Source organism: Chryseobacterium sp. BIGb0232 (genome assembly GCF_024810195.1).
GTDB lineage: Bacteria > Bacteroidota > Bacteroidia > Flavobacteriales > Weeksellaceae > Chryseobacterium > Chryseobacterium pennae.
Genome location: NZ_JANUEH010000004.1, coordinates 59,926 through 83,064, shown reverse-complemented (window position 1 = coordinate 83,064; position 23,139 = coordinate 59,926). Strand labels below are relative to the sequence as shown.

At 35.1% G+C, this 23,139-nt stretch carries 37 protein-coding genes; 36 read left to right on the top strand and 1 reads right to left on the bottom strand.

Translation table 11 applies throughout. The features are described from left to right. Positions 1-225 precede the first annotated feature (225 nt). The 29 genes from rplC (at position 226) to M2372_RS11785 (ending at position 14,725) form a co-directional block, all read left to right on the top strand. Entirely contained in the window at positions 226-852 is a 627-nt protein-coding gene (gene rplC / locus M2372_RS11925; RefSeq protein ID WP_115973408.1) for a 50S ribosomal protein L3, read from the top strand. After that, positions 843-1,472: a 50S ribosomal protein L4 gene (rplD, locus tag M2372_RS11920; RefSeq protein ID WP_115973409.1), complete on the top strand. Its 630-nt coding sequence runs from the start codon at positions 843-845 to the stop codon at positions 1,470-1,472. The genes rplC and rplD overlap by 10 nt, the downstream gene beginning before the upstream one ends. A gap of 3 nt (positions 1,473-1,475) precedes the next feature. Continuing rightward, positions 1,476-1,766, top strand: coding sequence for a 50S ribosomal protein L23 (rplW, locus tag M2372_RS11915; RefSeq protein ID WP_115973410.1), 291 nt, complete (start codon positions 1,476-1,478; stop codon positions 1,764-1,766). A 22-nt stretch (positions 1,767-1,788) separates the two neighbouring features. Continuing rightward, positions 1,789-2,610: a 50S ribosomal protein L2 gene (gene rplB / locus M2372_RS11910; RefSeq protein ID WP_123320562.1), complete on the top strand. Its 822-nt coding sequence runs from the start codon at positions 1,789-1,791 to the stop codon at positions 2,608-2,610. A 2-nt stretch (positions 2,611-2,612) separates the two neighbouring features. After that, complete coding sequence (rpsS, locus tag M2372_RS11905) at positions 2,613-2,891, top strand: 30S ribosomal protein S19 (RefSeq protein WP_034702850.1); 279 nt, start codon at positions 2,613-2,615, stop codon at positions 2,889-2,891. A 2-nt stretch (positions 2,892-2,893) separates the two neighbouring features. Further along, positions 2,894-3,292, top strand: a complete 399-nt coding sequence (gene rplV, locus M2372_RS11900) for a 50S ribosomal protein L22 (protein ID WP_034694674.1) — start codon at positions 2,894-2,896, stop codon at positions 3,290-3,292. Between the two features lie 7 nt (positions 3,293-3,299). Then, complete coding sequence (rpsC, locus tag M2372_RS11895; protein ID WP_077413595.1) at positions 3,300-4,049, top strand: 30S ribosomal protein S3; 750 nt, start codon at positions 3,300-3,302, stop codon at positions 4,047-4,049. Positions 4,050-4,146: 97 nt separating this feature from the next. Next, the gene (rplP, locus tag M2372_RS11890) at positions 4,147-4,572 is read left to right on the top strand and encodes a 50S ribosomal protein L16 (protein WP_100076485.1); all 426 of its coding nucleotides are present in this window, start codon (positions 4,147-4,149) and stop codon (positions 4,570-4,572) included. Between the two features lie 12 nt (positions 4,573-4,584). Further along, a complete protein-coding gene (gene rpmC / locus M2372_RS11885) occupies positions 4,585-4,770 on the top strand; it encodes a 50S ribosomal protein L29 (protein WP_115973411.1) in 186 nt (61 codons plus the stop codon). A gap of 12 nt (positions 4,771-4,782) precedes the next feature. Then, positions 4,783-5,037 (top strand): 30S ribosomal protein S17, encoded by a 255-nt coding sequence (gene rpsQ, locus M2372_RS11880; protein ID WP_027387210.1) that lies wholly within the window; start codon positions 4,783-4,785, stop codon positions 5,035-5,037. Between the two features lie 2 nt (positions 5,038-5,039). Next, complete coding sequence (gene rplN, locus M2372_RS11875; RefSeq protein ID WP_002983226.1) at positions 5,040-5,408, top strand: 50S ribosomal protein L14; 369 nt, start codon at positions 5,040-5,042, stop codon at positions 5,406-5,408. A gap of 21 nt (positions 5,409-5,429) precedes the next feature. Further along, positions 5,430-5,756 (top strand): 50S ribosomal protein L24, encoded by a 327-nt coding sequence (rplX, locus tag M2372_RS11870; protein ID WP_072407373.1) that lies wholly within the window; start codon positions 5,430-5,432, stop codon positions 5,754-5,756. Between the two features lie 11 nt (positions 5,757-5,767). Further along, positions 5,768-6,319, top strand: a complete 552-nt coding sequence (rplE, locus tag M2372_RS11865; protein WP_115973412.1) for a 50S ribosomal protein L5 — start codon at positions 5,768-5,770, stop codon at positions 6,317-6,319. Between the two features lie 3 nt (positions 6,320-6,322). Next, complete coding sequence (gene rpsN, locus M2372_RS11860; protein WP_002983233.1) at positions 6,323-6,592, top strand: 30S ribosomal protein S14; 270 nt, start codon at positions 6,323-6,325, stop codon at positions 6,590-6,592. A gap of 147 nt (positions 6,593-6,739) precedes the next feature. Then, positions 6,740-7,138, top strand: a complete 399-nt coding sequence (rpsH, locus tag M2372_RS11855) for a 30S ribosomal protein S8 (RefSeq protein ID WP_034694686.1) — start codon at positions 6,740-6,742, stop codon at positions 7,136-7,138. A gap of 17 nt (positions 7,139-7,155) precedes the next feature. Next, a complete protein-coding gene (rplF, locus tag M2372_RS11850; protein WP_123320563.1) occupies positions 7,156-7,701 on the top strand; it encodes a 50S ribosomal protein L6 in 546 nt (181 codons plus the stop codon). Between the two features lie 15 nt (positions 7,702-7,716). Continuing rightward, on the top strand, positions 7,717-8,070 hold the full coding sequence (gene rplR, locus M2372_RS11845) for a 50S ribosomal protein L18 (protein WP_077413597.1): 354 nt from the start codon (positions 7,717-7,719) through the stop codon (positions 8,068-8,070). Between the two features lie 19 nt (positions 8,071-8,089). Then, positions 8,090-8,611 carry a 30S ribosomal protein S5 gene (gene rpsE / locus M2372_RS11840; RefSeq protein ID WP_042721505.1) on the top strand — a complete coding sequence of 174 codons (522 nt, stop codon included), beginning with the start codon at positions 8,090-8,092 and terminating at the stop codon, positions 8,609-8,611. Positions 8,612-8,621: 10 nt separating this feature from the next. Continuing rightward, on the top strand, positions 8,622-8,798 hold the full coding sequence (gene rpmD / locus M2372_RS11835) for a 50S ribosomal protein L30 (protein ID WP_027371710.1): 177 nt from the start codon (positions 8,622-8,624) through the stop codon (positions 8,796-8,798). Between the two features lie 21 nt (positions 8,799-8,819). Next, positions 8,820-9,269, top strand: coding sequence for a 50S ribosomal protein L15 (gene rplO, locus M2372_RS11830; RefSeq protein ID WP_089734597.1), 450 nt, complete (start codon positions 8,820-8,822; stop codon positions 9,267-9,269). A 9-nt stretch (positions 9,270-9,278) separates the two neighbouring features. Continuing rightward, positions 9,279-10,658, top strand: a complete 1,380-nt coding sequence (gene secY, locus M2372_RS11825) for a preprotein translocase subunit SecY (protein ID WP_103289186.1) — start codon at positions 9,279-9,281, stop codon at positions 10,656-10,658. A 3-nt stretch (positions 10,659-10,661) separates the two neighbouring features. Further along, positions 10,662-10,877, top strand: a complete 216-nt coding sequence (gene infA, locus M2372_RS11820; protein WP_034684855.1) for a translation initiation factor IF-1 — start codon at positions 10,662-10,664, stop codon at positions 10,875-10,877. Positions 10,878-10,940: 63 nt separating this feature from the next. Continuing rightward, positions 10,941-11,057 carry a 50S ribosomal protein L36 gene (rpmJ, locus tag M2372_RS11815; RefSeq protein WP_007839480.1) on the top strand — a complete coding sequence of 39 codons (117 nt, stop codon included), beginning with the start codon at positions 10,941-10,943 and terminating at the stop codon, positions 11,055-11,057. A 7-nt stretch (positions 11,058-11,064) separates the two neighbouring features. Further along, a complete protein-coding gene (rpsM, locus tag M2372_RS11810) occupies positions 11,065-11,442 on the top strand; it encodes a 30S ribosomal protein S13 (protein ID WP_068940272.1) in 378 nt (125 codons plus the stop codon). Positions 11,443-11,454: 12 nt separating this feature from the next. Then, complete coding sequence (gene rpsK / locus M2372_RS11805; RefSeq protein ID WP_034694697.1) at positions 11,455-11,844, top strand: 30S ribosomal protein S11; 390 nt, start codon at positions 11,455-11,457, stop codon at positions 11,842-11,844. Positions 11,845-11,863: 19 nt separating this feature from the next. Next, on the top strand, positions 11,864-12,472 hold the full coding sequence (gene rpsD, locus M2372_RS11800; protein ID WP_115973414.1) for a 30S ribosomal protein S4: 609 nt from the start codon (positions 11,864-11,866) through the stop codon (positions 12,470-12,472). A gap of 33 nt (positions 12,473-12,505) precedes the next feature. Then, on the top strand, positions 12,506-13,501 hold the full coding sequence (locus tag M2372_RS11795; RefSeq protein ID WP_115973415.1) for a DNA-directed RNA polymerase subunit alpha: 996 nt from the start codon (positions 12,506-12,508) through the stop codon (positions 13,499-13,501). A 6-nt stretch (positions 13,502-13,507) separates the two neighbouring features. Then, the gene (rplQ, locus tag M2372_RS11790; RefSeq protein WP_115973416.1) at positions 13,508-14,020 is read left to right on the top strand and encodes a 50S ribosomal protein L17; all 513 of its coding nucleotides are present in this window, start codon (positions 13,508-13,510) and stop codon (positions 14,018-14,020) included. Positions 14,021-14,146: 126 nt separating this feature from the next. Further along, on the top strand, positions 14,147-14,725 hold the full coding sequence (locus M2372_RS11785; protein WP_115973417.1) for a DUF2272 domain-containing protein: 579 nt from the start codon (positions 14,147-14,149) through the stop codon (positions 14,723-14,725). A gap of 62 nt (positions 14,726-14,787) precedes the next feature. On the opposite strand, the gene M2372_RS11780 is transcribed toward M2372_RS11785, so the two are convergent. Then, on the bottom strand, positions 14,788-15,222 hold the full coding sequence (locus M2372_RS11780; protein WP_123320564.1) for a hypothetical protein: 435 nt from the start codon (positions 15,220-15,222) through the stop codon (positions 14,788-14,790). A 334-nt stretch (positions 15,223-15,556) separates the two neighbouring features. Between M2372_RS11780 and M2372_RS11775 the strand changes: the two genes are divergently transcribed. From M2372_RS11775 to M2372_RS11745, 7 genes are all read left to right on the top strand, one after another. Continuing rightward, a complete protein-coding gene (locus tag M2372_RS11775) occupies positions 15,557-16,189 on the top strand; it encodes a response regulator transcription factor (protein WP_123320565.1) in 633 nt (210 codons plus the stop codon). A gap of 6 nt (positions 16,190-16,195) precedes the next feature. Beyond that, a complete protein-coding gene (locus M2372_RS11770) occupies positions 16,196-17,065 on the top strand; it encodes a hypothetical protein (protein ID WP_123320566.1) in 870 nt (289 codons plus the stop codon). A 615-nt stretch (positions 17,066-17,680) separates the two neighbouring features. Further along, positions 17,681-18,469: a sensor histidine kinase gene (locus tag M2372_RS11765; RefSeq protein ID WP_115973422.1), complete on the top strand. Its 789-nt coding sequence runs from the start codon at positions 17,681-17,683 to the stop codon at positions 18,467-18,469. Between the two features lie 105 nt (positions 18,470-18,574). Continuing rightward, positions 18,575-18,955 carry a hypothetical protein gene (locus M2372_RS11760; protein WP_115973423.1) on the top strand — a complete coding sequence of 127 codons (381 nt, stop codon included), beginning with the start codon at positions 18,575-18,577 and terminating at the stop codon, positions 18,953-18,955. 5 nt (positions 18,956-18,960) lie between these two features. Further along, the gene (locus tag M2372_RS11755; RefSeq protein ID WP_148060800.1) at positions 18,961-20,184 is read left to right on the top strand and encodes a hypothetical protein; all 1,224 of its coding nucleotides are present in this window, start codon (positions 18,961-18,963) and stop codon (positions 20,182-20,184) included. Positions 20,185-20,418: 234 nt separating this feature from the next. Next, positions 20,419-21,711, top strand: a complete 1,293-nt coding sequence (gene eno, locus M2372_RS11750) for a phosphopyruvate hydratase (RefSeq protein WP_123320568.1) — start codon at positions 20,419-20,421, stop codon at positions 21,709-21,711. A gap of 84 nt (positions 21,712-21,795) precedes the next feature. Beyond that, entirely contained in the window at positions 21,796-23,082 is a 1,287-nt protein-coding gene (locus M2372_RS11745; RefSeq protein ID WP_115973426.1) for a citrate synthase, read from the top strand. Positions 23,083-23,139: the final 57 nt, after the last annotated feature.

Genomic DNA, 23,139 nt, shown 5'->3' with positions numbered 1-23,139 from the left:
TTTTTATGAAGGATTCATTTTTATAAAACCCATTTTGGTTTTGAAAATGATCTAAATGATTAAAAATCAAAATATTTTAATTGAAATATTTGTCAGTTACAAAATTATTCATAAATTTGCACTCTCATTTTAGGAGCGTAGTGTGCCTATATCAAAAGTAGAAATCACTTCAGACTTCCGAAAAATGGAAAAAAATAAAGGATAAATTTTATTATAATATAAACAATGTCAGGTATTATTGGTAAGAAAATCGGTATGACGTCTTTGTTTAACGAAGAAGGAAAAAACATTCCTTGTACAGTTATTCAGGCTGGTCCATGCTCGGTTTTACAGGTCAGAACCTTAGAAAAAGACGGTTATAAAGCTGTTCAGTTAGGTTTCGATGACAAGAGTGAGAAGAACGTTGGTAAAGCGTTAGCTGGCCATTTTAAAAAGGCTGGTTCTGCTCCTAAAGCTAAATTAGTAGAATTCTACAGAGAATTCGTTGATGAAGTAAAAGTAGGAGAAGAAGTAAAAGTTGATTTATTCCTAGAAGGTGAATATGTTGACGTAACAGGAACTTCAAAAGGTAAAGGCTTCCAGGGTGTTGTTAAAAGACACGGATTTGGAGGTGTAATGCAGGCAACTCATGGTCAGCACAACAGACTTAGAGCTCCAGGTTCTATCGGTGCTGGTTCAGACCCTTCAAGAGTATTCAAAGGGATGAGAATGGCTGGAAGAATGGGAGGTAAGCAGGTGACTGTTCAGAACCTTCAAGTGTTAAAAGTTGATCAAGAACAAAATCTTTTAGTAGTAAAAGGTGCTGTTCCGGGAGCTAAAAATTCTTATGTAATTATCAGAAAATGGAACTAGTAGTATTAAATACATCAGGAAAAGAGACCGGAAGAAAAGTAACTCTAGACGAAACAGTATTCGGAATTGAGCCAAATCAGCACGCGGTTTACTTAGAAGTTAAACAGTACCTTGCTGCACAAAGACAAGGAACTCATAAAGCAAAAGAAAGAAGCGAAATTACTGCTTCTACTAAAAAGCTTAAGAAGCAAAAAGGATCAGGATCTGCTAGATATGGTGATATTAAATCTCCAACTTTCAGAGGTGGAGGTAGAGTATTCGGACCAAAACCAAGAGACTACAGATTCAAATTGAACAAAGCTCTTAAGAGATTAGCTAAGAAATCTGTTTTATCTCAGAAAATGAGAGACAACAGCATCAGAGTTTTAGAAGATATGAGCTTAAATGCTCCTAAGACTAAAGATTTTATCGCTTTATTGGATGCTTTAGCATTGAATGGTAAAAAATCTTTATTCATTCTTCCTGAAGCTAACAAGAATGTGTATCTATCTTCAAGAAACTTACCTAAAACTAAAGTAATGAACTTCAACGAAGTTAGTTCTTACGATATAGTAAATGCAGGTGAAGTTGTATTCTTCGAAGGTGCAGTTGAAAAATTCCAGGAAAATTTAAAGAAATAAGTCATGTCAGTTATTATTAAACCAGTTATTTCAGAAAAGGCTAACTACCTTACAGATTTAAGAGGTACTTATTCTTTCTTAGTTAACCCTAAGTCGAATAAAATCCAGATTAAAAAGGCTGTTGAAGCAGCTTACGGTGTGAAAGTAGCAGACGTTAATACAATGATTTATGCTCCGAAGGTTTCTTCAAAGTACACTAAAAAAGGTCTTCAAGTAGGAAAGACAAACAAATTGAAAAAAGCGGTAATCAAACTTGTTGAAGGTGATGTTATCGATATTTTTGCTGTAAATTAATTATTAATTATATATAATAGTAATGTCTGTTAGAAAATTAAAACCTATCACCCCGGGACAGAGATTCAGAATTGTAAACAATTTTGAAGAAATTACTACCAACAAACCAGAGAAATCTCTAACAGTTGGTATTAGTAAGTCAGGTGGACGTAACCAAACTGGTAAAATGACCATGCGTTACACCGGAGGTGGACACAAAAAGAAATACAGAATTATTGACTTCAAAAGAAACAAAGCAAACATTGAAGCCACTGTAAAAACTGTAGAGTATGATCCAAACAGAACTGCATTTATCGCTTTACTAGAGTATGCTGATGGAGAGAAGAGATATATCATCGCTCCAAACGGTATCAAAGTAGATCAGAAAGTAATTTCTGGTGATAGCGTAGAACCAAATGTAGGGAACGCAATGAAGTTGAAAAACATTCCATTAGGTACTGTTATTTCTTGTGTTGAAATGAAGCCTGGTCAAGGTGCTATTTTAGCAAGAAGTGCTGGTTCTTCAGCTCAATTGACTTCAAGAGACGGAAAATATGCAATCATCAAATTGCCTTCAGGAGAATCAAGAATGATCCTTACTGAATGTTATGCAATGATTGGATCTGTTTCTAACTCTGACCACCAGTTAACTGTATCAGGTAAGGCTGGTAGAAGCAGATGGTTAGGTAGAAGACCTAGAACAAGAGCTGTTGTAATGAACCCTGTAGATCACCCAATGGGAGGTGGTGAAGGACGTTCTTCAGGAGGTCACCCAAGATCTAGAAACGGTATGCCTGCTAAAGGTTACAAAACCAGAAAGAAAAATAAAGCGTCTAACCGTCATATCATATCTAAACGTAAATAATTATGGCAAGATCACTTAAAAAAGGACCATTCATTCATCATACTTTAGATAAGAAGGTTCAGACAAATATAGAGTCTGGTAAGAAGACAGTTATCAAAACTTGGTCTAGAGCATCAATGATCTCTCCGGACTTCGTAGGACAAACTATTGCAGTACACAACGGGAAATCTTTTATCCCTGTTTATGTTACAGAAAACATGGTTGGTCACAAGCTAGGCGAATTTTCTCCAACAAGATCTTTCAGAGGTCATGGTGGTAACAAAAACAAAGGAAGCAGATAATCATGGGATCAAGAAAAAGAGAAAGTGCATTAGCACGTAAATTGACAAACCAAGATGTAGTAAAAGCAATACACAATGATTGCCCATCTTCTCCAAGAAAAATGAGATTAGTAGCTGATATCATTAGAGGAGAGCAGGTAGACAAAGCTTTATACATTCTAAAATATTCTAAAAAAGACGCATCTAACAAGTTAGAAAAAGTATTGCTTTCTGCAATGGCTAACTGGCAAACTAAAAACGAAGGTGCTGATATTGAAGAAGCTAATCTTATCGTTAAAGAAATTTTTGTAGACAGTGCAAGACAATTGAAGAGACTAAGACCAGCTCCACAAGGTAGAGGGTATAGAATCAGAAAAAGATCAAACCACATTACATTAATCTTAGGTAAAAAAGAAAATTAATCAAGGTATGGGACAGAAGACAAATCCAATTGGTAACAGATTAGGTATCATCAGAGGATGGGATTCAAACTGGTTTGGTGGAAAAGATTATGGAGACAGAATCGCTGAAGACTACAAAATCAGAAGATACCTTGAGGCTAGATTATCTAAAGGTGGTATTTCAAAAATTTATATTGAAAGAACATTAAAATTAGTAACAGTTACAATTACTACTGCTAGACCGGGACTTATCATCGGTAAAGGAGGTCAGGAAGTTGATAAATTGAAAGAAGAATTGAAGAAACTTACAGGTAAGGATATTCAAATCAACATTTTCGAAATCAAAAGACCTGAATTAGATGCTGTACTAGTTGCTGATAGTATTTCTAAGCAAATTGAAAACAGAATTTCTTACAGAAGAGCTGTTAAAATGGCAATGGCAAGTACTATGAGAATGGGTGCTGAAGGTATCAAAGTTCAAATCTCTGGTAGATTGAACGGAGCTGAAATGGCAAGATCAGAATCTTTCAAAGACGGAAGAATTCCATTGTCAACTTTCAGAGCTGATATTGATTACCACTGGGCAGAAGCTCACACTACTTACGGTAGATTAGGTGTAAAAGTTTGGATTATGAAAGGTGAAGTTTATGGTAAAAGAGAACTTTCCCCATTAGTAGGACAACAGAAAAAAGGAGGTCAGTCAGACAGAGGAAATAGAGGAGGAGACAGAGACAACAGAAGACCTAGAAAAAACAACAACAATAACAATAATAATTAAAATTTTAGATTAGAAATTTTGAATTTTAAATTACCGTTACTTTTTTAAAATAAAAAAAATCTAAAATCTAAAATCTAAAATCTAAAATTTAGAAATTATGTTACAACCAAAAAGAACCAAATTCCGTAGAGTTCACAAGATGAAGATGAAGGGGAATGCCCAAAGAGGTAGTCAACTTGCTTACGGAACTTTTGGGATCAAAGCAACGGAAGGAGCTTGGATCACTGCAAGACAGATTGAAGCAGCTCGTATCGCTGCAACAAGATATATGAAGAGAGAAGGTCAACTATGGATCAAAATCTTCCCAGATAAGCCAATTACTAAAAAACCAGCGGAAGTACGTATGGGTAAAGGTAAAGGTGCTGTTGAATATTGGGTAGCTGTAGTAAAACCAGGTAAAATTATGTTTGAAGTAGGTGGAGTTCCTTACGAAGTTGCGAAAGAAGCTCTTAGACTTGCTGCGCAAAAATTACCTGTAGTTACTAGATTCATCGTTGCTAACGATTTTGTTAAACCTCTATAATCTTTGAATACAATGAAAAAAGCTGATATTAAAAATTTAAGCGCGGGTGATATTCAAACTCAATTAACTGAAGCAAAAGCTCAATATTCTAAATTGAAATTGGCTCATGCAATCAGCCCAATTGAAAACCCGATTCAAATCAGAGATTTGAGAAAAACAATCGCTAGACTAAATACTGAGTTAACTAACAAACAATAATTTCATTTTACAATGGATAGAAATTTAAGAAAAGAAAGAATCGGAGTGGTTTCCAGCAATAAAATGGAAAAAACTATTGTTGTTAGTGAAACTACAAGAGTAAAGCACCCGATGTACGGTAAATTCGTTTTGAAAACGAAAAAATATACTGCACACGACGAGAACAACGAATGCACAGAAGGTGATACAGTTTTGATCCAAGAAACTAGACCTATGAGCAAGAGCAAGAGATGGAGATTAGTAAGAATCATTGAAAAAGCTAAGTAATAATGTTACAAACAGAATCAAGATTAAAAGTTGCTGATAACACAGGTGCAAAAGAAGTACTAGTTATCAGAGTTCTGGGAGGAACCAGAAGAAGATATGCTTCAGTTGGTGATAAAATCGTTGTTACGATCAAAGATTCTACACCATCAGGAAACGCTAAAAAAGGTCAGGTATCTAAAGCTGTAGTAGTAAGAACTAAAAAAGCAGTAAGAAGAAAAGATGGTTCATACATCAAATTCGACGACAATGCTTGTGTATTACTAAACGCAGCGGGAGAAATGAGAGGAACGCGTGTTTTCGGACCAGTTGCTCGTGAGTTGAGAGACAAAGAATATATGAAAATCATTTCATTAGCTCCTGAAGTACTTTAATTTTAAAAATTTTTAAAAGAAATGTCAAAGTTAAAAATAAAAAGAGGAGATAACGTAATCATTACTACTGGTAAGAAAGATATCAAAGGTAAGACTGGTGAAGTTATTGAAGTGATTAAGAAAGAAGGTAGAGACCCAAGAGTAATTGTTGCAGGACTTAATATCGTTAAAAAACACGTTAAGCCTTCAGCTTCAAATCCTCAAGGAGGAATTACTGAAAAGGAAGCTTCTATTCATATCTCAAACATAGCTTTAGTTGATAAAGACGGAAAAGCTATCAAAATCGGTTACAAAATCGAAGGAGATAAGAAAGTAAGAATTAACAAAAAAACGGGTGAAACTTTATAATTTGAATTAACATGGAATTTATAGCAAGACCCAAAAAAATATACAAAGAGACAATTGTTCCTGCAATGATGGAAGAATTCGGGTATAAGTCAATCATGCAAGTACCTAGATTAGAGAAAATCGTTGTATCACAAGGTTTAGGAGACGCTACTGCAGATAAGAAAATTATTGATTATGCTGTAGAAGAGTTAACAAACATCACAGGTCAGAAAGCAGTAGGTACAATCTCTAAGAAAGATGAAGCTGCCTTCAAACTTAGAAAAGGAATGCCTGTAGGTGCTAAAGTAACTTTGAGAGCTCACAGAATGTATGAGTTCTTAGACAGACTTACTGCTTCTGCTTTACCACGTATTAGAGATTTCTCTGGTATCAAAGCAGATGGTTTCGATGGTAGAGGTAACTACAACTTAGGTATTACTGAGCAGATTATCTTCCCTGAAATCGTAATTGACAAAGTGAAAAAAATCCAAGGGATGGACATCACTTTCGTAACAACTGCGAAGACAGATAAAGAAGCTAAAGCATTATTAACTCACTTCGGTTTACCATTTAAAAAGAACTAAGAAATGGCTAAAGAATCAATGAAAGCGCGTGAGCGCAAAAGAGAAGCACTAGTTGCTAAATACGCTGCTAAAAGACAAGCTCTTAAAGAAGCTGGTGATTACGAAGGACTTCAAAAATTGCCTAAAAATGCTTCTCCTGTAAGATTACACAACAGATGTAAACTAACAGGTAGACCAAGAGGATACATGAGAACGTTTGGTATTTCCAGAGTAACTTTCAGAGAAATGGCTAACAACGGTCTTATCCCAGGTGTAAGAAAAGCTAGTTGGTAATACTTACTAATTAAAAATCGGGACAATTAAGTTGTCTAGATACTAAAGAATAAAAATATCAGACCGAAGATTTCTGACGTCTGATATTTTAATCTTCAAGTCTTTTCAATACTGATTGTTCTTTAACCAATAATTTATAAAAGAAAAATGGTAACAGATCCAATTTCAGATTTCCTAACAAGAGTAAGGAACGCACAAAGCGCAGGCCACAAAGTGGTGGAAATTCCTGCATCGAAAATCAAAAAGGAGATTACTAAGATCTTATTTGATCAAGGGTATATCTTAAACTACAAGTTTGAAGATAACGCTGTTCAAGGAGTGATCAAAATCGCTTTAAAGTACGATAAGCAAACTAACAAACCTGCTATTAAGTCTATTCAAAGAGCTTCAAGACCAGGTTTGAGACAGTACAAAGGTTCTACTGAACTTCCAAGAGTACTAAACGGTTTGGGTATTTCTATCATCTCTACTTCTAAAGGAGTAATGACTGACAAGAAAGCTAGAGAAGAGAAAGTAGGCGGTGAAGTAATCTGCTATGTTTATTAATTTTTAATCAGAGGAAAATGTCAAGAATTGGTAAAGCAATTATAACTATTCCAGCTGGAGTTACAATCACTGAAAATGATGGTGTAGTAACAGTAAAAGGAGCAAAAGGAGAACTTTCTCAAGAGCTTACAGCAGGAATTACTTTAGAACAAAAAGATGGTGAGCTTAATGTAAACAGACCATCTGATTCTAAGCAACACAAAGCGCTTCACGGTTTATACAGAGCGTTAATCAACAACATGATTGTTGGTGTAAATACAGGTTTCGAAAAGAAACTAGAACTAGTAGGGGTAGGATACAGAGCTTCACACGCAGGTCAAAAACTTGAGTTAGCTTTAGGATTCTCTCACGGTATCGTATTAGAACTTCCTAGCGAAGTAAAAGTTGATACATTGACTGAAAAAGGTAAAAACCCAATTATTACTTTAACGTCTCACGACAACCAACTTCTAGGAATGGTAGCTGCAAAGATCCGTTCTTTCAGAAAGCCTGAGCCATACAAAGGAAAAGGTGTAAGATTCGTAGGAGAAATTGTTAGACGTAAAGCTGGTAAATCTGCTTAATAAATTATAAGTATTATGGCATTAAGTAAATTAGAAAAAAGAATAAGAATCAAAAGAAGAGTAAGAGGGAAAATCTCTGGATCTTCTGAATTGCCAAGATTATCTGTATACAAAAGTAATAAGGAAATTTACGCTCAGTTAATCGACGATAAAAATGGTAAAACTTTAGCATCAGCTTCTTCTAGAGAGAAAGGTGTAGACGCTAAAGGTACTAAAACTGAAATTTCTGCTGCTGTTGGTAAAGCTATTGCTGCTAAAGCTATCGCTGCAGGGATCGAAAGTATTGTATTTGACAGAAACGGTTTCGTATATCACGGTAGAGTAAAAGCTTTAGCTGATGGTGCGAGAGAAGGTGGACTTAAATTCTAATCATTAAATTTCGGAAAATATGTTAGGACTAGATAATATAGAAAGAGTAAAACCGGGAGGATTAGAATTAAAAGATCGTCTCGTAGCTGTTAACAGAGTAACAAAAGTAACTAAAGGGGGTAGAGCTTTCGGATTTTCTGCTATTGTTGTAGTAGGAAACGAAGAAGGTGTTATCGGTTTCGGTTTAGGAAAATCTAAAGAGGTTGCTTCTGCAATTGCTAAAGCAGTTGAAGACGCTAAGAAAAACCTTGTGAAAGTTCCTGTAATGAACCACACTATTCCTCACCAAACTACTGCTAGATACGGTGGTGCAGATATCTTCTTAAGACCTGCTTCTCACGGTACAGGACTTATCGCCGGTGGTGCGGTAAGAGCGGTATTGGAATCAGCTGGTATTCACGATATCCTTTCAAAATCTAAAGGTTCTTCTAACCCTCACAACGTGGTGAAAGCTACTTTCAAAGCGTTATTGGATATCAGAAGACCTGAAGAGATCGCTAGAATGAGAGGAGTTTCTCTAAGTAAAGTGTTTAACGGTTAATAATAAAACAATGGCAACAATTAAAGTAAAGCAAGTAAGAAGCGCTATTGGTAGAACAAAAACCCAAAAGAGAACGCTTGAAGCATTAGGATTAAAAAAACTTCACCAAGTTGTAGAGCACGAAGCTACTCCTTCTATCTTAGGAATGATAGCTGCTGTAGGTCACTTACTAGAAGTTCAAAAATAATTTTATAAAAGAGAAATTAAAATGAATTTAAACAATATACAACCAGCAGCAGGTTCTACTTTCAATTCAAAAAGAATTGGTAGAGGACAAGGTACTGGAAAAGGAGGTACTTCAACAAAAGGACACAAAGGTCAGAAAGCTAGAGCTGGTTATTCTCAGAAGATCGGTTTCGAAGGTGGACAGATGCCTTTACAAAGAAGATTACCTAAATTCGGATTCAAAAACGTAAACAGAAAAGAGTTTAGAGGTGTTAACCTTGATACTATTCAGACTTTAATCGAGAACAAATCCATCACTGGAGAAATCACGAAAGAAGTTTTAGTAGCAAACGGGATCGTTTCTAAAAACGAATTAGTGAAAATTATGGGTAGAGGAGAATTGAAATCTGCGGTTTCAATCTCTGCTGATAAATTCACGAAATCTGCTGAAGAGCTTATTGCTAAAGCAGGTGGAAAAGCAATTACCTTATAATACTTACTAATGAAAGAATTTATACAAACACTTAAAAATATTTGGAGTCTTAAAGAGCTTAGAGATAAAATTCTCTTCACTTTAGGTATAATCCTTGTGTATAGATTCGCATCTTATATTTCACTTCCAGCAATTAACCTTGCAGAAGTGGGAGATCTCTTAGAGCATTATAAAAATCAAGGCGGTAACAAGCAAGGAGCAGGTCTCCTTGGCTTGCTTTCGTCGTTTACGGGGGGGGCCTTCAGCCACGCTTCCGTAATGGCGTTGGGAATTATGCCTTATATTTCTGCTTCTATTATTGTTCAGTTGATGGGGATGGCTATTCCTTATCTTCAGAAGCTTCAGAAAGATGGAGAGTCAGGTAGAAATACATTGAACCAAATTACAAGATGGTTAACGATCGGGGTTTGTCTGGTACAGGCACCTTCTTATTTAACTTCTATTACTCAATTATTCTTACCGTATGCTCAATTCCAATCTGCATATTTTGTAGAACCAAATTCAATTATGTTCTGGTTACCAAGTATTGTAATCTTGGTAGGTGGTTCAGTATTTGCAATGTGGTTAGGTGAAAAGATTACCGATAAGGGAATCGGAAATGGTATCTCTATCCTTATTATGGTGGGGATCCTTTCAAGATTACCTGAGGCATTCGTTCAGGAGATGGCCGTGCAGAACGGAAAAGGAGGAATGGGATCTATCATGATCCTTATCGAAGTATTATTCTGGATGGTGGTAGTTCTTTTAGCTGTGATTTTATCAGTTGCTGTTAGAAAAATTCCTATTCAGTATGTAAGCAGAGCTCAAGCAAGAGGAGGTGTAAACAAGAATCTTATGCAGGGCGCAAGACAATGGATTCCATTGAAAGTAAATGCTGCTGGTGTAATGCCGATTATCTTTGCTCAGGCATTGATGTTCGTACCAGGATTATTAACAAAATTCGACGAGTCCAATACTTTTCTTGCAGGTTTCAAGAATGTTTTTAGCTGGCAGTACAACGTATTGTTTGCGCTATTAATTATTATCTTCTCGTTTTTCTATACTGCAATTACAATTCCGGTGAACCAAATGGCTGATGATTTGAAGAGAAATGGAGGTTTAGTACCGAAAGTAAGACCCGGAAAAGAGACAGCAGATTATTTAGATGATATTTTATCAAAAATTACCTTGCCAGGTGCAATTTTTTTATCTATCTTTGCAGTCCTTCCAGCAATTGTGCATGGAAGCTTTGTTCAGACAGATGCGTTCGCCTTATTTTTCGGGGGAACGTCACTATTAATTATGGTGGGTGTAATTTTAGATACAGTTCAACAGATTAATACATATCTGCTGAACCATCATTATGATGGTTTAATGCAGTCTAAACTGTCTAGAACGACTGGATATTAATTTATGGCAAAACAAAAACATATTGAACAAGACGGCGTTATAACGGAAGCACTTTCGAACGCTCAGTTCCGTGTAGAACTTGAAAATGGGCATATTCTTATTGCTCATATTTCCGGCAAAATGCGAATGCACTATATTAAACTTTTACCTGGTGATAAGGTAAAACTAGAAATGTCTCCCTATGATTTAACGAAAGGGAGGATCACATTTAGATATTAAAAACATTTAGCCAAATGGAATTCTCATTCCATTTGGCATTTGTAAAAAATAAATACTATCAAAATGAAAGTAAGAGCATCAATTAAAAAAAGAAGCGCTGATTGCAAAATCGTACGCAGAAAAGGTGTACTGTTCGTAATCAACAAGAAGAACCCAAAATTTAAACAAAGACAAGGTTAATTAAATTATGGCGAGAATTGCAGGTATTGATTTACCAAAAAACAAAAGAGGAGTTATCGGTTTAACTTACATCTACGGAGTTGGAAGAAGTACTTCTTCTGAAATCCTTAAAGCTGCCGGTATTAGCGAAGACAAAAAAGTCAACGAATGGAATGACGATGAATTGGCTGCAATCAGAACTTATATCTTAGACAACGTAAAAGTTGAAGGAGAATTAAGATCTGAAGTGCAATTGAACATCAAGAGATTGATGGACATAGGATGCCAACGAGGAATACGTCACAGACTTGGATTACCTTTAAGAGGCCAGAGAACGAAAAACAACTCTAGAACCCGAAAAGGAAAGAGAAAAACTGTTGCTAACAAGAAAAAAGCTAGTAAATAATCGTTAGGAATTATGGCAAAACAAACTAAAGTAGTTAAGAAAAGAAAAGTAAAAGTTGAAGCTATTGGTGAAGCACATATTCAAGCTTCTTTCAATAACATCATCATTTCTTTAACAAATAAAAACGGAGAGGTTATCTCTTGGGCTTCTGCCGGTAAAATGGGATTCAGAGGTTCTAAAAAGAATACTCCATTTGCTGCTCAGATGGCAGCTGAAAATTGCTCTGCTGTAGCTCACGAAGCTGGTTTAAGAAGAGTGAAGGTGTTTGTGAAAGGTCCAGGTGCAGGTAGAGAATCTGCAATCAGATCTATTCACAATTCAGGAATTGAAGTTTCAGAAATCGTTGACGTGACTCCTATGCCACACAACGGATGTAGACCACCAAAAAGAAGAAGAGTTTAATTTTTAGAATTTACCCATTATGGCAAGATATATTGGACCTAAAACTAAGATTGCTAGAAAGTTTGGTGCTGCAATCTACGGAGATGATAAGAACTTCGAAAAAAGAAAAAACCAACCGCCAGGACAACACGGTCCTAACAAAAGAAGAGGTGCTAAGAAATCAGAATATGCAGTTCAGTTAGCTGAAAAACAAAAAGCTAAATATACTTACGGTATCTTAGAAAGACAGTTTGCTAACTTATTTGAAAAAGCACACAGAAGCAAAGGAGTAACAGGTGAAGTTCTATTACAACTTTGTGAATCAAGATTGGATAATGTAGTTTTCAGATTAGGTTTTGCTAAAACTAGATCTGGAGCAAGACAATTAGTTTCTCACAGACACATCACTGTGAACGGAGAGATTCTTAATATCCCTTCTTACTTGGTAAAAGCTGGTGATGTAATCACTGTAAGAGAAAAGTCTAAGTCTCTTGATGTTGTTACCAATGCATTGGCTTCTAAGTCAAACTATGAGTGGTTACAATTCAACGATGAGAAGAAAGAAGGTACCTTCATTTCTGCTCCTGAAAGAATCCAAATTCCGGAAGACATCAAGGAGAACCTTATCGTCGAACTTTACTCTAAATAATTTTTTAATCAAATTTTTGCTCAACCCAATAATATGGCAATTTTACAATTCATAAAACCCGATAAAGTAATTTTACTTAACTCTGATGAATTTAAAGGTCAATTTGAATTCAGACCTTTAGAACCAGGTTTCGGGCTTACAATCGGTAATGCTTTGAGAAGAGTGTTGCTTTCTTCTCTGGAAGGATATGCTATTTCATCTATCAAAATAGAAGGTGTAGAGCACGAATTTTCAACTATTCCAGGAGTAATCGAAGACGTTACCGAAATCATTCTTAACCTTAAGCAGGTTAGATTAAAAGCTTTAGCAGAAGGCCAGGCTAACGAGCAGGTTGTTGCTAAAGTTTCAGGTCAAACGATTATTACTGCTGGTGATTTAGGAAAATCGATCAACGGATTCGAGGTTTTAAACCCGGATTTAGTGATTTGTAACCTAAATACTGATGTAACTTTCGAAATTACTTTCAATATTGAAAAAGGTAGAGGATATGTTCCTTCAGAACAAAATAAGTCAAACAATGCACCTGTAGGTACTATTGCCATTGACTCTATTTTCACGCCGATCAAGAAAGTACAGTATAGCATTGAAAATTATCGTGTAGAGCAAAAAACAGACTACGAAAAACTTGTATTAGATATAGAAACTGACGGGTCTATCAGCCCTCAGAATGCTTTAACAGAAGCTTCTAAGATATTAATTTATCACTTCATGCTATTCTCTGATGAGAGAATCACGCTTGAAACTGAAGCTGTAAAAGCATCTATCCAATATGACGAAGAGACACTTCACACAAGACAACTTCTTAAGTCTAAATTAGCAGATATGGATCTTTCTGTAAGAGCCCTTAACTGTCTGAAAGCAGCTGAAGTAGAAACTCTTGGAGAATTGGTTTCTTACAGTAAGTCTGATTTGATGAAATTCAGAAATTTTGGTAAAAAATCTTTGACAGAACTAGAAGAATTAGTGCATTCAAAAGGTCTTAACTTCGGTTTCGACGTTGCAAAATATAAGTTAGACGCTGATAAATAATTAATAATGAGACACGGTAAAAAATTCAATCACTTAGGAAGAACTTCATCTCACAGAAGTGCGATGCTTTCTAATATGGCTTGTTCTCTAATTGAGCATAAAAGAATCAACACTACTGTAGCTAAAGCTAAAGCTTTAAGAGTATATGTTGAGCCTCTATTAACAAAAGCAAAAGAAGATACTACACATAACAGAAGAGTAGTATTCTCTTACCTTCAAAATAAATTTGCGGTTGCTGAATTATTCAGAACTGTAGCTCCTAAAATCGCTGAAAGAAACGGTGGTTATACAAGAATCATTAAGACAGGTTTCAGACCAGGTGATGCTGCTGATATGGCTCTTATCGAATTGGTAGATTTCAACGAGCTTTACAACCCGAATGCTGAGGAGAAAAAAGCTACAAGAAGAAGCAGAAGATCTACACCAGCTAAAGCAACAGTAGTTGCTGATGCTCCAGTTGTAGAAGAAAAAGTAGAAGAAGCTAAAGCTGACACTACTGAAGAAAAAACTGAAGAATAATATTCATTCAGATATAAATGAAAGCCATCCGGATACGGGTGGCTTTTTTTATTACCCAAAAGTGGTATTGAATCCATCGTATAGGTCTTGTAATTTTGCTTAGACATAACAACAAAATCTAATATCATGGCAACAAGTATTTTTACCAAAAAATTAATTGATACAGCGTATCAGCAGTATCAGCTCTACAAAAGCATGGACGAAGCAGATGACAAGCTCTTTAGACAGATCAGGAAATATTATGAAGATCTTGACTTTAACTTTACAAGTTCGGTCACTGAACCCTGGTCTGCAGTTTTTATATCCTGGTGCGTCCTTAAAGCTGGGGCAAATGCCACTGAGTTTAAATTCTCTCTTGCCCATTCTAAATTCGTTCATAAGGCGATCCAGAATACAATCCAGAATACAGGGGTCTTCAAGGGGCGACGACTGGATGAATATCATCCTAAAATTGGAGACATTATTCAGAACAACAGAGGAAACTCAGAATTTGATTATAATTATGCAAGAGATCATTCCGGCTACCAGTCTCATTCTGCTATTGTGATTGAAGTAGGAGAAGATCATAAAGGAAAATACCTGCTTACTATCGGAGGAAATGAATCTGATTCAGTTCGAATGAAAGAAATCAGGTTGGATAGAAACGGCTTTATTAAGCAGAGGGATATAAATCCTTATATTTCAATTATCGAAAATCTTAAGTAAGCTTTCCTGGCAAATTCAGGAAAAGAAAAGCCCTCATTGAATATGAGGGCTTTTATGTATTCTTAAATCTTCGTTCTTTTCAATGGAATGATATTGTTTCCCTGTTCAAGGTGAAGACTGTCGCCTTTTACCCTCACAGTCATATCATCTTTTTTATAGATGGTTTCATCCCCTTTGGTTTCAGCTTTAGTAAGCGTAAATGTTTTTTTGTTGCTGGTAATAGCTACCGTACTTTCTTTTGGATCGTTTTTGAATACTACTTTTACCAATGTTCCATCTGTCGCTTTATAGACAAAATCTGTTTTTTCCGTTTTCTTTCCGTTGACGTCTACAGTGGATGAACTTTGAGCAACAGAATCAACCTTTCCGTTATTATCTGTAACTACTGTTTCAGTACTGTCTGTTTTAATGATACTCTTATTTCCACCTTCACTTTTTTTGCAGCTTACTACAGCTAATGTAAGTATGGCACCAAGTGCTAAAAGACTTTTTTTCATGATTATATTATTTGATATTCAATATGATTTTTATTCTTTAATTTTACAAAAATCATGCCTTGCAATATGGTGAATTTTTACAATTTTTATCTATAATTTTCCTTTTATAACCTGAATGAAATGACGGATGGTAACTAATGAAATCATTACCAATATAGTGGCAGTCCGGATTTGTTAATTTTTATTAAAAAAATAAGGTTTTGAAATGAAAAAATAATTAAATTTAATAAGATTAAAAACAAACCATAACCCTAAACTCAAACCTTAAGATTACACAAATGTGTAATTGATTCCGATCTGTTTTCTGTTGATATTTGCTTCAAATAAAAAAGACATGAGCATTTCCATTGCCATAGTAGAAGACGAAAAGAACTACAACAACGCGTTGAAGAAGGTAATCAATTATCAACAGGATATGAAGGTTGTTGCCCAGTTCTTTGATGGGAATGATGCTCTTAAAAACCTTCCCGATATTTCTCCCGATGTTGTCATGATGGATATCCAGCTTCAGGATATGCTGGGGATTGAAATTATTGAAAAGCTCAAAAAAGAAATGCCGGATACCCACTTCATCATGTGTACAAGTTTTGATGATGATGAGAAAATCTTTAATTCTTTAAAAGCCGGTGCGATGGGATACCTTGTGAAAGGAGAGAGTATGGACAAGATACTTTCTTCCATCAGGGATGTTTATAATGGTGGTGCTCCTATGAGTTTTTCTATTGCCCGAAGAGTATTGCAGCATTTTGAGAAAAAGTTTCCGGAGATTAAAGGTTTCGATGAACTTACAGAAAGGGAAAAAGAAATTCTTGAACTTCTTTCGCAAGGATTGCTCTACAAAGAAATTGCTGATCAAAAGTGTATCAGTATGGATACCGTGAAAAAGCATGTCGGAAATATCTATAGAAAGTTGCATGTCAACAATAAAGTTGAAGCAGTCAATAAACTAAACCAATCTAAAAACTAAGAAATCATGAGAACCATTAAAACATTCATTGTGATACTGCTGTTATGGGGTATCCAAATTCCAGCCCAAATCGAGAAAGGCATGAAGGAAAAGCTAGCCAAATTTGAAAAGGAGAAAAAGTCTATATTGGCAAAAGAAATGAAATCTATGGAAGGGAAAAGTCCTGTATATATTCCTTTAGCAGGAGCTTTTGCAAAAGATATGCGTCAGGCATTTATAGATAATACCTATCCTGTCCTTAATAATGAAGGCTTGTTGAAAACTGATGTATTCATCCTGGAAAACCAGCAATGGCTAGAGTTCTGTGATTTTCTACAGAATAACCCAAAGGTTACTACGATAAGACTATATTTTCTCCAATTTATCCAAAATGATTTTGAATCAAAATACACAGAATTGGCACCGTTTGATGGTAAACTTTATATTGGAATAGGCTTTTTTGATCAATCTCAGAATTTAGTGGGTGGTAAATATTATGGAATGTTATCTGTTAAGAAAACAGTAGAAATAGAATCCCAAGACTTTATTAAAATGCATAAAAGCTATTTAAATAACATCCAAAACAAAATAAATAAGTTCAGTACTTCCGGTCAAAATACGAATTATTTGAAAATAGATGCCGGAGATTTTAAAGTACAGCGAAAGATTATAGAAGTCTATAATAGCAGTATGAGCCCTCAATATGTTCAGTCATTAACATTCACATTAGCACAAGCCATAGATCCTAAATCGCCAACATCTTTTTATAGTAGTAAATACCTTAAAAGTCAGGGACAGCTTACTTGTCTTACAGATGCCATAGATACTAATGGTAATACTATAGAACATTTGAGAAATTATGATATGAACTCTCTTTGCCCTCAGCAATGTCCCTAAACAGAATTTATGAAATTGTTGTTTTGATCTGCTTTCTGTACTCTGTATATTTATGGATATATAAGCGCAAGTCAAAACAACAGTTTTACTTTTTTGTATATCTGCTTCTTATTATAGGAGTGGATATTATTCCTGTAAATCTATCATCATGGATAGAGTTTGACAGGAATAATTTATTTTTCGGATATATTATTCTTTCTCTAATTTATTTTAGTACAATCTATTTTAAAAGTATTCATGATCGTGTTTTCAGAATCTCAATAATTTGCTTTAGCTGTTTACTGATTATTTTTAATCTCATGGAATTTCAGACGGATATAAAACAATTAAGTTTTACATCAATCATAAGCCTCCCTCTTCTTTTTATATTCCTTTCTATGACCTGGTTCATATATAAACTTAAAAATGTTGATGATAAAAGCATTATTGAAAACTTTTTGTTTTGGATCAGCTCAGGTATTTTGATCTGGTCTGTATTTTTTATTTTCCGGGCTATCCCGATGTATTTTTTACAAAAAAATGATTCCCAGCTTTTAAGCTTTCTGACAATGACATTTTCAATTGTGAATGTCATGATCTATCTTTTATTTTTAATAGGATTAATATTCACACAGAATGAAAGAACTTCCCGAAGAAATTAAAGCAACCTATATCCTTGCTGTTGTTATCATGATGCTATTCGTAGGATTCATCATTTTCGTGGTTTTAATGTATAACAGAAAGCAGCTTCTTTACTTCAAAGAAAAGCAGTTAAAAGAAGCCGAATACCAAAACCAGCTTCTTCAGAAAGAACTGGAGAAACAAAAGTTAATAGAAAAGGAACGGGAACGTATTTCTCACGATATGCATGATGATCTCGGTGCAGGGATTTCTGCGCTTAAGCTTCATTCAGAATTTCTAAAACAAAAAGTAAACGATGATGATCTCCAGAATGATATTGATGAATTGCTGAAAACATCAGAAGAGATGAATATTTCCATGCGGGAAATGCTCTGGAGTCTGAACTCAGGTAATGATACGCTGGAACGTTTCATAGATTATGCGATTATTTATTCCGGAAATTTTCTAAAAAAAACTAAAATCGTATTAAAGTCAGAATGTATAGATATCATAAGTGATACCCCCATTTCTACAGAATTAAGGCGTAATCTTTTCTTATGCCTGAAAGAAGCCGTTAATAACATCTACAAACATAGCCGGGCAGATACGCTTAAACTCTCATTTTATCAGGATAGAAATATCTTCATTATGAAGATTTCAGATAACGGAACAGGAATTCCGGAAGAATGCCATAAAGGAAATGGTCTCCGGAATATGAAAAGAAGGATGAGCGATATAGAAGGAAAATGTGAGATTACACCTGAAGATCCCGGAACTTCTTTAACCTTTGAAGTAGTATTATAATGGTTGCCATATGCAATCTTACTTTTTAATTTGTATAATCACCCTTTTGTGTAATTGACAAATATGTTTTTTAGGCCGAACTTTGATATATAAAACTTGATAGCCATGAAAACTCTAATTAAAAAATCAGTTAAAACTTTTAAATTAACGGGAGATGATAACGATTATGTTTTAACAATTACGATTTCTACGGATGCCCAGGTAAATACAAACGTAAGGTATCTGGCCACAATTAATGATTTGTATGACGGCTCTGATGATGTAATTACGGTAGACATCATACAGGGTAAAAGATTACGAATTCGCCACATTTTTGATTTTAGTGGTATTAATGATAGTCTTTTAGATCCAGCAATGCAGCACACTAGCATTATGTATACTTTACGAGGTCAGGATAATATGGTACTTCCTTTTGAGAAGAATACAAAGGCTGACCTTTCTCCAATGAAAAGAATTATTAGCGTAAAAGTGATAAATATAAAATGAAGATCATGAAAAAGATATTTTTGATGGTGTTGACTTTTATATCTATACATGGATATAGATCACAAAATAAAAACACCGAAGTAAAGGAAATTGATGTGGAACTTAAAGAACTCGCCATTTCAAATCCAGCGTCTATTATTCTGTTGGGTATTTCTCCCTCCGAATTGGAAACTCCAAAGTCAAAAAAAGCAATTGTTTTAAGTTTAGTCAATTCATTTAAGAAAAGTGAAGGAATTCCGGATACGTATGCATTTGAAATTACACCATATTGGCTACTACGTTCAAAAGGAATGAATTCGCTCAAATATGCAGGGTTTAAAGGATATGACGGAAAAGTATATAAACAAAATGTTTTTAATGACTTGAATAAGGCATCATTTTCATTAGGATTTGTGAGAGATTTAATTCTAAATTCAGATGATGATATTAAAAATCCGGCATTCTCTGTAAGTGTAAGAGGAACTTTAATTAAGATTCGAACTCAGGATAATCTCAAAAAAATTGTAAAAGAAGATTCTGCAAAAAAAGCTCAATTAAAATTGATCAGTAAATATTTAAGCGATAAAGAATTAGAAATTGAACAAAAGTGTATTGATGAAAATTTAAGTCCTTCAGATTGTGAGGATTTATTAGAAGGCAGCTTAAGCAAGTTACTAAAAAAGTATGAAGAGAATGAAAATGGGCTCAAAAATGTCGATTATTACAGGAGCCTCTTAGAAGCCTCCCCCATACTTGCTGTGGATTTTGCTGGTGGCTACAGTACTTTTTTTTCTGATAATAAATTTTCAAACAGTCACTTTGGAAAACTAGGGTTTTGGTTAACGTTGAATACAGGTTTTGATTTTACAAAAAAAGAGAATCCTGAAGCAGAGAAGAAACTTAATTTTTACGGGATCGTTCGATATCTTGATGATGGAACAACGCTAGACATCAATCAGCAATTTCTCAGAACTAAAAACTATGATTTTGGAGGAAAGGCAGAGTTTACTTATAAAAGGTTTTCTGTATCCTGGGAATATATTTATCGTATCAATGATATTGAAAAAACATTTCGAACCAATGGTTTATTGGCTTATAAAGTATCGGATAAAGTATATATTAACGCGGCGTTTGGCAAAAATTACGGAGAGAAAGATAATCTGATTTCTTTTTTAGGCCTTAATTGGGGACTAGACTCTGAGAAACCAAGTGTTTTCGTCAATACTCCTGATGAAAAAAAGATTGAATAAAATAACAATCATTTAGGCAAACCTCTCCATTTCTATATAAGTATAGATATTCAATTTAAAAATAAAAACCTTTTTTGATGTGATGTCAAGAAAGGTTTTTTGGGAAGTAAATCATGAGTTTATCATAATATAAATTAACTAAAATTTAACTTCGAATTATTTCAAAAAAAACCTGCGAAATGCCCCTGAAAGTTAAATTTTGATTAAATTTGTCTAAACTAAAAAAAATAAAAAATGAGTGCAATTTCTTACATAGAAGCAAGACAGATTTTAGATTCCAGAGGTAATCCTACCATTGAAGTGGATGTATTTACAGAAAACGGTGCTATGGGTCGTGCAGCTGTTCCTTCAGGAGCATCTACAGGAGAGCATGAAGCCGTAGAATTACGTGACGGAGGTTCAGAATACCAAGGAAAAGGAGTTTTGAAAGCTGTTGAAAATGTAAAAGAAGTAATTGCAGAAAATTTAGTTGGTCAGCCGGTTTTTGAACAAAACTATATCGATCAGATCATGATTGATCTTGACGGTACTCCCAACAAAGGAAATCTGGGAGCTAATGCAATCCTTGGAGTTTCTTTGGCAGTAGCAAGAGCTGCAGCTGCAGAATTGGGAATGCCTTTATACAAATATGTAGGTGGTGTAAATGCAAACACACTTCCTGTTCCTATGATGAATGTAATCAACGGTGGTTCTCACTCAGATGCTCCTATCGCATTCCAGGAATTTATGATCATGCCGGTAAAAGCAGATTCTTTCTCTCACGCATTGAGAAAAGGAACAGAAATTTTCCATAATCTAAAATCTATTCTTCATTCAAGAGGTTTATCTACTGCGGTAGGTGACGAAGGTGGTTTTGCTCCTACTTTCAAAGGAACTGAAGATGCTTTGGATACATTGCTTCAGGCCATTGAAAAAGCAGGCTATAAGCCAGGTGACGACATTATGTTAGCACTTGACTGTGCAGCTTCTGAATTCTACAAAGACGGAATTTATGATTACAGAAAATTCCAGACTCAGGACGCAGCTCAGTTTTCAAGCAGCGAGCAGGTTTCTTACTTAGCTGAACTGGCTGCAAAATACCCAATCATTTCCATTGAAGACGGTATGCAGGAAAATGACTGGGAGGGGTGGAAAATGTTAACTGATAAAATCGGTGACAAAGTACAGCTTGTAGGAGATGATTTATTTGTAACCAATGTAGAAAGACTATCCAGAGGAGTAAAAGAAAATATTGCTAACTCTATCCTTGTAAAAGTAAACCAAATAGGTTCTCTTTCTGAAACAATGGCAGCCGTACAAATGGCTCAGAACAACAAATTCACTTCAGTAATGTCTCACAGATCAGGAGAAACTGAAGATTCTACCATTGCTGATTTAGCGGTAGCAATGAACTGTGGACAAATTAAAACAGGTTCAGCTTCAAGATCAGACAGAATGGCGAAATACAACCAGTTGTTAAGAATCGAAGAAGCATTGGGTGAAACTGCTATTTTCCCAGGTTTAGAAGCATTCAAAATAAAAAGATAATTGAATTTATAAATAACGGCAAGCGATAATTTTTGTTTGCCGTATTTTATGGAAAGTGGTATATTTAAAAAAAATAAATAAATAATGTCAGACAACAAAGTAATATTGAATTACGACGGTAATTCATATGAATATCCTATCGTAGATAGTACTATCGGAGACAGAGGGATTGATATTTCGAAATTAAGAGACCAGACAGGTTTAATCACTCTGGATTTAGGTTACAAAAATACAGGAGCTACTATTAGCGACATCACTTACTTAGACGGAGATAAAGGAGAATTATTCTACAGAGGTTATCCAATCGAGCAAATTGCTGAAAAATCTAACTTCACAGAAGTAATGTATCTTTTATTACATGGAGAATTACCTACTCAGGATCAATTTACTTCTTTCGACAACAATATTAAAAAATATAACTTCATCGCAGATGAGATGAAAAAGATCATTGATGTTTTTCCTCGTTCTGCTCACCCTATGGGAGTTTTATCTTCTATGACGTCTGCATTGACAGCCTTCAACCCGAAAGCCGTTAACGTAAACTCTAAAGAAGAAATGGATCACGCAGCTGAGCTGATGATTGCTAAGTTCTCTCACCTTTGTGCTTGGACATACAGAAAAACTCAAGGTTTACCATTAAACCACGGTGATAACAACCTTAGCTATGTAGAAAACTTCTACAAAATGGCATTCAGATTACCAAACGCCGATTTCGAAATCGATCCGGTTGTAGTAAGTGCTTTAGATAAACTATTAATTCTTCATGCAGATCACGAGCAAAACTGTTCTACTTCTACAGTAAGAATGGTAGGTTCTGCTCACACAGGTCTTTTCGCTTCTATCTCTGCTGGGGTGTCTGCACTTTGGGGACCACTTCACGGTGGGGCTAACCAGGCGGTAATCGAAATGCTTGAGCTTATCGAGAAAGATGGTGGTGATGTTTCTAAATATGTTGCTAAAGCTAAAGATAAGAATGATAACTTCCGTTTGATGGGATTCGGACACAGAGTGTACAAAAACTTCGACCCAAGAGCAAAAATCATCAAGAAAGCTGCTGACGATATCCTGAAAGCATTAGGAATCCAGGATAAAGCTCTTGACATTGCAATGCAGTTAGAAAGAGTAGCACTTGAAGATGAGTACTTCGTAGAAAGAAAACTATATCCAAACGTAGACTTCTACTCAGGAATCATCTACAGAGCATTAGGAATTCCTACAGAAATGTTTACTGTAATGTTTGCATTAGGAAGATTACCAGGATGGATCTCTCAATGGAAGGAAATGAGATTGAAAGGAGACCCAATCGGAAGACCAAGACAGGTTTACCAAGGTGCTCAGGAAAGAAACTATATCGATATCGCAAGCAGATAATATTTGCTTCTACCATATCAAAATCCCAAAGCTTGCTTTGGGATTTTTTGTTTTTAA